Here is a 10,191-nt window from a genome sequence, read left to right as displayed (position 1 = left end):
AAAGAAGTCGGGCGAGTAGGCGATATCTGTAGGATGTTTCGACATAGTTTGTAGGGCGGTATAGGGTTTCGTTTTCTCGTTCACAAAAAAGGGCTTTTACCTACCCAGGTGCCTTCAATGACAAAAGGATCAAGCGTCATGTCCAACACAGCCGAGCGGGTCAACATCGTCGACACTCAGGTGTTGTCCCATGACTGGTATCTGCTGAAGAAAATCACCTTCGACTATCACCGCAATAATGGCGAGTGGCAGCGTCAGACCCGTGAGGTTTATGACCGCGGCAACGGTGCAGCGATTTTGCTGTTCAACCGCGAGCAGCGCACGGTGGTGCTGACCCGGCAGTTTCGTTTGCCGGTGTTCGTCAATGGGCATGATGGGTTGTTGATCGAAGTGGCTGCCGGCTTGCTCGAAGGTGCTGCGCCGGAACAGCGGATTCGCGATGAAGCCGAAGAGGAAACCGGTTATCGCGTGCACGATGTGAAGAAGGTGTTCGAGGCTTACATGAGTCCCGGTTCGGTGACCGAGAAGCTGCACTTTTTCATTGCCGAATACGACGCCGCATCGAAGGTCAGCGACGGTGGTGGTCTTGAAGAGGAGACCGAAGAGCTGGAAGTGCTGGAGTGGCGATTCGATGACGCGCTGGCAGCGTTTCAGCGCGGTGAGATCTGCGACGCCAAGACCATCATGCTGTTGCAGTATGCGGCGATGAATAACTTGTTTAACGGATAAATCCAAAGATCGCAGCCATCGGCAGCTCCTGCAGGAAAACGCATTCCAGGGTAGGAGCTGCCGAAGGCTGCGATCTCTTGATCTGTATTAACTGGCTAAAATAGATCCCCGGTTTTGTCAACCGTCGACCAGTTGCCACCCTCCAGGGTCAGCAAGCGCTCTTTCGCCTCGAGCCCACCGGCAAATCCGGTCAGCTTTCCCGACGCGCCAATCACCCGATGACACGGCGCGACGATGGAAATCGGGTTGCGTCCGTTGGCGGCGCCTACTGCCCGCACGGCGCTGGGATTGCCGATCTGTTCGGCAATCTGGCTGTAGGTCCGCGTCTCGCCAAATGGAATGGTCAGCAGCGCTGCCCAAACCTTTTTCTGAAAATCCGTGCCGGCGAAATCCAGTTCCAGATCAAAACAGTCACGCGTCCCGGAAAAATATTCTTCAAGTTGTCGAGCCGTTCGAATCAGGATCGGATTGTCGGGAACCTCACTCATCGGCCCGAGGCGCACGCGGTTCGGTTTGTCGTTTTCCCAGAGGATGGCCGCGAGTCGTGAGCCGTTCGCGACCAGCTTCAGCTCGCCGACGGGCGAGGGCAGGGTGATGAACGTGTAAGGCATGACGGCAGACTCCGGATCAGGGCGGCAACAGCGCCCAGCATACTGCCTGATCGGGGAGGCGCAATACGCAAAGCCGACCATACTGCTTGGTGCTCTTGCAGCGTTCCCCCTCTGTTTTGCACAGACCCTGAAAACAAAAAAAGAGATCGACTCATGAAGTACGAACCTTTGGCCAAATCGCTGATAGCGACCTCACTGGCACTCAGCTGTCTCATGGCTCACGCGGCGTCAGTCGCACCGGTTGCCGCCGAAAACGGCATGGTGGTCACCGCGCAACACCTGGCGACCCACGTGGGCGTCGACGTTCTGAAAAGTGGCGGCAATGCCGTCGATGCGGCGGTCGCCGTGGGTTACGCGCTGGCGGTGGTTTATCCCGCAGCCGGTAACCTCGGTGGTGGCGGCTTCATGACCATTCAACTGGCGGACGGGCGCAAGACCTTCCTCGACTTCCGCGAAAAAGCGCCGCTGGCGGCCACCGCCAACATGTACCTCGACAAGGAAGGCAACGTCATTCCCGATCTCAGCACCCGTGGGCATTTGGCGGTGGGCGTGCCGGGCACTGTCTCTGGCATGGAACTGGCGCTGAGCAAATACGGGACCAAACCGCGCAAGGAGATGATTGCCCCGGCGATCAAACTGGCGGAAGACGGTTTTGCGCTGGAGCAGGGTGACGTCGAGTTGCTGGAGTACGCTACCGACGTGTTCAAGAAGGACATGCGCGACTCCGGCTCGATCTTCCTGCACAACGGCGAGCCGATGCAGGTCGGGCAGAAACTGGTGCAGAAAGACCTCGGCAAGACCCTGCGGACGATTTCCGAAAAAGGCGCCGACGGCTTCTATAAAGGTTGGGTCGCGGATGCCATCGTGACGTCGAGTCAGGCTAACAAAGGCATCATCACCCAAGCCGACCTCGACAAATACAAGACCCGCGAACTGGCGCCGGTGGAGTGTGACTACCGTGGTTATCATGTGGTCTCGGCGCCACCGCCAAGCTCCGGCGGGGTAGTGATCTGCCAGATCATGAACATCCTCGAAGGCTATCCGATGAAGGATCTGGGCTTCCATTCGGCTCAGGGCATGCACTATCAGATTGAAGCGATGCGCCACGCGTATGTTGATCGCAACAGCTACCTCGGCGATCCGGATTTCGTCAAAAACCCGATCGAGCACCTGCTGGACAAGAACTACGCAACCAAACTGCGCGATGCCATCCAGCCGCAAAAGGCCGGCGTGTCGGCTGAGCTGAAACCCGGCGTAGCGCCCCATGAAGGCAGCAACACCACCCACTATTCGATCGTCGACAAGTGGGGCAATGCGGTGTCGGTCACCTACACCCTCAACGACTGGTTCGGCGCGGGCGTGATGGCGAGCAAGACCGGGGTGATCCTTAACGACGAAATGGACGACTTCACCTCCAAGGTCGGCGTGCCGAACATGTACGGTCTGGTGCAGGGCGAAGCCAATGCGATTGCGCCGGGCAAGGCACCGTTGTCGTCGATGAGCCCGACCATTGTCACCAAGGACGGCAAAGTGGTGATGGTGGTCGGCACACCGGGCGGCAGCCGCATCATCACGGCGACTTTGCTGACCATGCTTAACGTCATCGACTACGGCATGGGCTTGCAGGAAGCGGTCGATGCACCGCGCTTCCACCAGCAGTGGATGCCGGAGGAAACCAACCTCGAAGACTTCGCCGCCAGCCCGGATACGCGCAAGATTCTCGAGAGCTGGGGCCACAAGTTTGCCGGGCCGCAGGACGCTAACCACATCGCTGCGATTCTGGTCGGCGCACCGTCGCTGGGGGGTAAACCGGTAGGGAAAAACCGTTTCTACGGCGCCAACGATCCACGCCGCAACACCGGCTTGTCACTGGGTTACTGAGGGGCGTAAAAAGGGGGCGGGCTCAGGTCCGCCCCTGTCTCAAGGACTGATCAAGGAAGGCTCATCATGACCACCGCATTACTGATCATCGACGTCCAGCGCGCCCTCTGCTCGGGCGAATATCAGTGCCATGATATTCACCGGGTGATCGACACCATCAACGGTCTCAGCAGCCGTGCGCGCAAGGCTGGCGTGCCGGTGGTGCTGATTCAGCACGAAGAGAAGGACAGCCCGTTGGCCCAGGGTGCCGAAGGCTGGCAATTGGCCGAAGGACTTGAGACTTCGCTTAAAGATCTGCGTGTGCGCAAGACCACCCCGGACTCGTTCTACCAGACTGACTTGCGCAAACTGCTGCCGAGCGAAGATTTCGAAAAACTGGTCATCTGCGGTCTGCAAACCGATTACTGCGTCAACGCCACCGTGCGTCAGGCTCACCAACTGGGTTATGACGTAGTGCTTGTGGCCGACGCGCATTCCACGGTCGACAACGGCAACATGAGTGCCGAAGACATCATCGCCGAGCACAACAAGGATCTGGCGCACCTGACTGGCTCCGTGGCGCGTATCGATGTCAAACCCGCAGCCGACATCGCGTTCTTATAACCCACACAAAACCTGTAGGAGTGAGCCTGCTCGCGATAGCAGTGTGTCAGTTGGCGCAGCATCGTCTGACTGGACGCTATCGCGAGCAGGCTCACTCCTACAGTAGGGATTTCCGCTGGCTGCACTGGCATAATGCGCGCCGTCCGAAGAATGGAATCTCTCGATGTTCGCTCTCTCCCTGCGTCGCGCCTTGCTGCTGACGTCCCTTGCGTTTGCCGCTGTTACCCACGCCAGCAGTTTCGATTGCGCCAGCGCTGTCAGTAAAACTGAAAAAGCCATTTGTGGTGATCCGGATCTCTCGCGCCTCGACGAGCAACTCGCGGCGCGCTGGCGGTCGACCCTGGCCAAGGTTGACGATCCGAAAGCGCTTAAAGCGGATCAGCGAGGGTGGCTTAAGCAACGTAATCAATGTGACGATCTGGCGCCCTGTTTACACCGGCAGTACCTGATGCGTCTCACCGCTCTTGAATACATGGTCAAACCGTTTTCCTGGGACGCCACTTGGCAGCTCATTCCCTGGGGCGTTTCGGAAGGGGCAGAAATCACCATCAGGCGCCAGGATGCTTCTCACATTGCCTTCGACATTTCAGCGGCGAACGGTTCCCACTCGGGTGAACTGGAAGGCGTCGCAACGATAGAGGGAACGCAGGCCCGTTACGAGCAGGGAGAGTGTGTCTTAACCTTCAAGGCCCTAAACGGAGTGATGGATGTGACACAGGATGGCGCGGATTCCGATTGCGGCGCCGGAATGGGCGTTTACTACGGTGGACGGTATGTGGCATCGAAGCAAACAGTCCTGGTCGACTATGATTTGCTCACGCTGGGTGTGGCACAAACCCAGCGGGAAAACGCAATGTTGCACACGCTGCTTAAGGGCGACTATCAGACGCTCCTGCAAAACTGCGGCTTGAAGATGGACGGTGAGTCCTCTGAAGACGTACCGAACAGTGAGGTCAGCAACTATTGGGTCCGGGGATTGCCGTCGAGCAACGCGGCGATTGTCATGCGTGCACCGAATGAGCAGTTCTGGATCATAGTCCTGGTGCCCCAGGCTGGGGGTAAAACCCTCGCGCGTTACTACACCAATGTTGCGCAATGGAAAGGGCGCATGCCGGACGTCCTGCAAGCCTGGTATGCAAGTAAAGGCGGGGAAGGCTATATGCCGCTGGATTTCGTGCCCTGACCCTCATCAATCCTGCTGGCGTCCGAGGGGCTGTGAAACCACAGCCCCTCAAGTCGCAAACAAAACCCCACGAATCTCCCCCACCCGCGGCGCTACGACCACGCCCTCCAGCACCATCCGCGTGATCGTCTGCGCCGCCGTTTGATAGTCTTCATCCTGCGGCACTTCGCGCCCCATGATCTGGCCCATCTGCCAGCCGATGTTGGTGTACGTGCGCGTCGCCGACCAGATGAACAGCATCAAATGTTCAGGATCCACCGGCGCCAGCAAACCGCGCTCGATCCAGCTGCGCAGGCATTCAACATTGCGCCGTGCTTCGGCATGCAACAGATCGCGGCACTCATCCGGCAACTGGCGACCGCCGAGCAGCAACTCGCCACTGAACACCTTGGCAATCGCCGGATGCTCGCGGGCAATACGAATTCGCGCGGCCACGTAAGCGCGCAGCCCCGTCAGCGGATCATCGCTTTCACGCAGCACCGCCGAGGCTTCCAGTAACGGCTCGACAAACCCCAGCAGCACTTTGCTGTAGAGGTTTTCCTTGGTCTGGAAGTAGTAGTACAGATTGGCCTTGGGCACCCCGGCACGTGCGGCGATGTCGCGGGTCTGGGTGGCGTCGAAGCCTTTGGCGGCGAATTCTTTGCTGGCGGCGGCGAGGATCAATTGCTCGTTGCGTACGCGGATGGCACTCATGGACACACAGGCTGGCTGGACGGCATGGAAAGATTCTGGCGATTTTGGTTTCGTAATATACAAAACTATATAGCGATGAGGCCAGCATACTCGAAGGGCAGCGCTATGCTGTTTCGATCATTGATTGGAAACGGAGCGGGCGTATGACTCTTCAGGCAGTGCGAGCCGACACGACACATCTGGATGCGGTGGCGGCGTTGTTCGACGCCTACCGAGGTTTCTACGAGCAACCTTCGAACCTTGTGCAATCGCGAGCCTTCATCGCTGAACGTATGGCTGCCAGCGAATCGGCGATTTTTCTTGCTCAGGATGAACACGGTGAAGCGCTGGGTTTCGTGCAGTTGTATCCGACGTTCTCGTCCATCGATGCCCACCGTACCTGGCTGCTCAGCGATCTGTTCACCACACCCGCCGCCCGTGGGCGGGGCGTGGGTCGATTGCTGATGAACACTGCACGCGACTTCGCCTTGGCGACCGGCGCCAAAGGGCTGGTGCTGGAAACCGCCACCGACAACTTCACGGCGCAAGGCTTGTACGAGTCCCTCGGCTACATACGCGACAGCGGTTATTACACCTACATCCTCGACTTGCGGCAGGGCTGAGCAAGTTTTTTTGCCGATTTCCCCAATTCAGACTTTCGCCCGAGCGCCGCTCTCTCTAGAATCCGCCCGGCCTTCGCAATGAAGGCGCAATGCCATCATCTGGTTATGTACACATAGGGACGGACATCATGCAATTCGGGAAAATTCTGGCGCTGGGGCTGGTACTTGCGCTGGGCGGTTGTGCCAGTTTCACCAAAGACGAAGTGGCGCCGGTGACCATGCCTTCGATGGCCAACTATACCAACAAGCCAAACGTCTACGTCGATTTCGATTTCTATCAGGGCGAGCCGAAAAGTGCTTCCGTCGTGGAAGTGCCGCAAGCGCGCGATCAACTGAAACCACAGCTGCAAAAAATCCTCACTGACTCGGGTCTGTTTGGCCGTGTCACCCTGGATGAATTCCAGAAGCAGCCGGGCGACTACAGCCTGCGTCTGAAAATGTACAACCATCCGCCGAATGCCGGTTCCATGGTACTGGCCTTCATCAGCGGCTTCAGCATGATGGTGATCCCGGCGTATGGTACCGATCAGTACACCTTGAGCCTGGAAGGCATGGATGGCCAGGGTCAGGCCCTGACCACCGCGAGCAACCACGATGCGGTCGGCACCTGGTTCGGCATCTGGTTTATCCCGCTGATGGCCAACACGCCTAAAGAGGCGGTGAATGACACCTTCACCCGTCAGGTCAATGCGCTGCTAAAGCAGATGGTTGATAGCAAGAACCTGAAGTACTCGGCACTCGAAACCGGTATTCCTCGGGCTTGATGCGAAACAAAAGAGCCGCGATTGCGGCTCTTTTTTTGCCCTTACTTCAGGGCCTGAATGAACTGTGGATCGCTATACAGTTCTTTCAGCAAGTCACGCACCATCGGGTTGTAAGCGTTGACCGCGTTCGGGATGGCAATGAAGCCGAAGAAGCTGCTGCTCCACTGGCTGCTGACATTCTTGGTCGCGTCGTACACCACATCGTTGCCGTTGAGCAGGGTGAAACGTGCAGCAAGTTTGCCGTCGCCCGTGCCCATGCCGGCGGACAGTTCGTTGTTCACCACCAGCACTTTCAACTGACGCTGAGCCTGCGGATCAAGCAGGCCGGCCTTGCGCAGTTCTTCGGTGATCGCATCCTGAATGTGCGCCGGGATGCTGCCGGACGGCGAGCGAACCGGATTGGCACGCACCACCAGCGAACCTTCACCGGACTCGGCCGTAACCTGAGGATTGCTGATCGCATGTAGCGGTGGGGTTTGCTTGAGCTTCTCCACGTTCTCGAAGCTTGGCTCGTAGCGGGTCATGGTCATGCCGCAGCCTTGCAGCAGCACGGCCAGCATCGGGATCAACAATAGCGACTTCTTCACGGCAGTTCCTTGCGTGGGAATAGAGGAGGGCGCGAATTATGGGCAGAGTGCCATCATTGGGCAACCTCGTTCGTCTGCGCTTTGAGCAATTGTTCGATCTGCGCCAATTCCCAGGTACTGAGCAAACTCACCGGATCGGTGCCGTAACGCTGCCAGCGCTCTAGCGAGCCATCTTGTCCATCGCCGTTGCGGGCGCATTCACAGTGGTGTAACCGCCCACCTTCAAAATCCAGCAGCAACAGCCAGCCCTCAATATCGACCGCGACCAGCCCGGCCTTGGCAGGCCGCTCGCAGACTTTGAAAGCGAGCACACCCAGCGCAGCGTCACGCAGACGCTGGCAGACCTCGCGGGCGCTCAGAAATGCAGACATGTTCAACTCAACGGTTACCGGAGCGCGTCAGCATAAAGCCCGAACCCACAAGTGTCAGCGTTCACTGGCCCGATCCGCGACAATTCCGTAACATCCGCAACCCTCTTTTTCCCGAACACCTGCAGCCGCGCTCGGCGGTTGCTCAATCAGGTAAGCCATGAAACCGATTCGTCTGCGCGCCGATGTCCTGGCCGGACTCACCACCTCGTTTGCCCTGTTGCCCGAATGCATTGCGTTCGCGCTGGTGGCGCACCTCAATCCGCTGATGGGCCTGTACGGCGCGTTCATCATTTGTACGCTGACGGCGTTGTTCGGCGGGCGGCCGGGCATGGTCTCCGGCGCGGCGGGTTCGATGGCCGTGGTCATCGTCGCGCTGGTGGTGCAACACGGCGTGCAGTATTTGCTGGCGACGGTGTTGCTTGGCGGTTTGATCATGATGGCGTTCGGGCTGCTGCGTCTGGGCAAACTGGTGCGCATGGTGCCGCATCCGGTGATGCTCGGCTTCGTCAACGGGCTGGCGATCATCATTGCGCTGGCGCAGCTGGAGCACTTCAAGAGCGGTGAAGAATGGCTCAGCGGTACGCCGTTGTACCTGATGACCGGGCTGGTGCTGCTGACCATGGCCATCGTTTATCTCTTGCCGCGTCTGACAAAAGCGGTGCCACCGGCGCTGGTGGCGATCCTCGGCGTCGGCCTGTTGGTCTACCTGTTCGGCCTGCCGACCCGCACCCTTGGCGACATGGCGCACATCGCCGGTGGCTTGCCGACTTTCACTTTGCCGGACATCCCGTGGAATCTTGAAACCCTGCGCATCATTGCGCCTTACGCGATTCTGATGGCGCTGGTCGGTTTGCTGGAAACCCTGCTGACGTTGAACCTCACCGATGAAATCACCGAAACCCGTGGCTATCCGGATCGCGAGTGCGTGGCGCTTGGTGCGGCGAATATGGTCTCGGGTGCGTTCGGCGGTATGGGCGGTTGCGCGATGATCGGTCAGACGGTGATCAATCTTAGCTCCGGTGGGCGCGGGCGTTTGTCCGGTGTGGTCGCGGGCGTGCTGATTCTTTTGTTCATTCTGTTTCTCTCGCCGCTGATCGAGCGTATTCCGCTGGCGGCGCTGGTGGGTGTGATGTTTGTGGTGTCGCAGCAGACTTTTGCCTGGGCGTCGTTGCGGGTGGTGAACAAAGTGCCGCTTAACGATGTGCTGGTGATCATCGCTGTGACCACTATCACCGTGTTTACTGATCTGGCCACCGCCGTGCTCTGCGGCATTATCATTGCCGCGCTTAACTTTGCCTGGCAGCAGGCTCGCGAGTTGTACGCCGATGAGCATCTGGAGGCTGACGGCAGCAAGCTTTATCGTTTGCATGGCACGTTGTTTTTTGCCTCGACTGCGCCGTTTCTCAATCAGTTCGATCCGGCTAATGATCCGGCTCGGGTGACTTTGGATTGTCGGCATTTGAGTTTTGTCGATTATTCGGCGATTGCGGCGTTGAAGACTTTGCGTGGGCGCTATGCGAAAGCGGGTAAGCATTTGCAGGTGTTTCATTTGTCTGAGCGGTGCAAGAAATTGCTGAAGCGGGCGGGTGAGGAGCATCACTGATCAGCCGTGGGCGTTGGCTATGGTTGTCTGGATTACGGAGTACATATCCGTTGCTGCGGTCACGGCGGCTTAGGGTTTCGCCCTTACGGCGACTCACTTTTTTTACAAACGCCTAAAAAAAGTAAGCAAAAAAACGCTTGCTCCTACGTGCGGCCCGCTCGCTGGGGCTCGGGGTTCCTTCGCTGCGGGATCGATCCGGGCGCAGCGCCTACGGTTTGCTTCGCTGCACCTCCTCTCGCTGTGTTTGGCTTCGCCAAACGGTCGCTGCGCTCCCACCCCCGGATCAATCCCTCCACTCAGCCTTCCGACGTCGCCCGTGGATCAAGATCAAGAGCTGCAGCCGAGCTAACGCTCATCCTGTTGAGTGGGGCGGCTTTGCCGCTTGGGTTGTACGCACGTTAAAACTGTGGGAGCGAGCCTGCTCGCGAAGGCGGCCTGACAGCCGACCTGTTTCTTGCTGATGTACCCGATCCAACTGTGTGCGAGCCTGCTCGCGAAGGCGGCCTGCCAGCCGACCAATTTCTTGCTGATGTACCCGATCCAACTGTGGGAGCGAGCCTGCTC

At 58.5% G+C, this 10,191-nt stretch carries 11 protein-coding genes; 7 read left to right on the top strand and 4 right to left on the bottom strand.

Annotation, left to right across the window (positions count from 1 at the left end; genetic code table 11):
- The first annotated feature begins 138 nt into the window (after positions 1-138).
- A complete protein-coding gene (locus AC5SEM_RS14520) occupies positions 139-729 on the top strand; it encodes an NUDIX domain-containing protein (RefSeq protein WP_077573579.1) in 591 nt (196 codons plus the stop codon).
- A 95-nt stretch (positions 730-824) separates the two neighbouring features.
- On the opposite strand, the gene AC5SEM_RS14515 is transcribed toward AC5SEM_RS14520, so the two are convergent.
- Positions 825-1,340, bottom strand: a complete 516-nt coding sequence (locus AC5SEM_RS14515) for a methylated-DNA--[protein]-cysteine S-methyltransferase (RefSeq protein ID WP_495473413.1) — start codon at positions 1,338-1,340, stop codon at positions 825-827.
- A 153-nt stretch (positions 1,341-1,493) separates the two neighbouring features.
- Between AC5SEM_RS14515 and ggt the strand changes: the two genes are divergently transcribed.
- The 3 genes from ggt (at position 1,494) to AC5SEM_RS14500 (ending at position 5,007) form a co-directional block, all read left to right on the top strand.
- A complete protein-coding gene (ggt, locus tag AC5SEM_RS14510) occupies positions 1,494-3,221 on the top strand; it encodes a gamma-glutamyltransferase (protein ID WP_077573577.1) in 1,728 nt (575 codons plus the stop codon).
- Positions 3,222-3,287: 66 nt separating this feature from the next.
- Positions 3,288-3,824: a cysteine hydrolase family protein gene (locus AC5SEM_RS14505; protein ID WP_495473412.1), complete on the top strand. Its 537-nt coding sequence runs from the start codon at positions 3,288-3,290 to the stop codon at positions 3,822-3,824.
- 163 nt (positions 3,825-3,987) lie between these two features.
- Positions 3,988-5,007, top strand: coding sequence for a lysozyme inhibitor LprI family protein (locus AC5SEM_RS14500; RefSeq protein WP_495473411.1), 1,020 nt, complete (start codon positions 3,988-3,990; stop codon positions 5,005-5,007).
- 48 nt (positions 5,008-5,055) lie between these two features.
- Here the strand turns inward: AC5SEM_RS14500 and AC5SEM_RS14495 are convergent, their stop codons facing one another.
- Positions 5,056-5,700 (bottom strand): TetR/AcrR family transcriptional regulator, encoded by a 645-nt coding sequence (locus AC5SEM_RS14495; RefSeq protein WP_495473410.1) that lies wholly within the window; start codon positions 5,698-5,700, stop codon positions 5,056-5,058.
- A 143-nt stretch (positions 5,701-5,843) separates the two neighbouring features.
- Between AC5SEM_RS14495 and AC5SEM_RS14490 the strand changes: the two genes are divergently transcribed.
- Both AC5SEM_RS14490 and AC5SEM_RS14485 read left to right on the top strand, forming a co-directional pair.
- Positions 5,844-6,302 (top strand): GNAT family N-acetyltransferase, encoded by a 459-nt coding sequence (locus tag AC5SEM_RS14490; RefSeq protein WP_495473409.1) that lies wholly within the window; start codon positions 5,844-5,846, stop codon positions 6,300-6,302.
- Between the two features lie 128 nt (positions 6,303-6,430).
- Complete coding sequence (locus tag AC5SEM_RS14485) at positions 6,431-7,066, top strand: hypothetical protein (protein WP_495473408.1); 636 nt, start codon at positions 6,431-6,433, stop codon at positions 7,064-7,066.
- 41 nt (positions 7,067-7,107) lie between these two features.
- On the opposite strand, the gene AC5SEM_RS14480 is transcribed toward AC5SEM_RS14485, so the two are convergent.
- Positions 7,108-7,653, bottom strand: coding sequence for a hypothetical protein (locus tag AC5SEM_RS14480; RefSeq protein ID WP_495473407.1), 546 nt, complete (start codon positions 7,651-7,653; stop codon positions 7,108-7,110).
- 53 nt (positions 7,654-7,706) lie between these two features.
- Positions 7,707-8,024: a DUF7693 family protein gene (locus AC5SEM_RS14475; protein ID WP_495473406.1), complete on the bottom strand. Its 318-nt coding sequence runs from the start codon at positions 8,022-8,024 to the stop codon at positions 7,707-7,709.
- A 157-nt stretch (positions 8,025-8,181) separates the two neighbouring features.
- On the opposite strand from AC5SEM_RS14475, the gene AC5SEM_RS14470 reads away from it, so the two are divergent.
- Positions 8,182-9,627, top strand: coding sequence for a SulP family inorganic anion transporter (locus AC5SEM_RS14470; protein WP_495473405.1), 1,446 nt, complete (start codon positions 8,182-8,184; stop codon positions 9,625-9,627).
- Positions 9,628-10,191 lie beyond the last annotated feature (564 nt).

It is taken from the genome of Pseudomonas sp. CH61, assembly GCF_059429415.1.
This window is presented reverse-complemented; position numbering and strand designations above follow the sequence as displayed.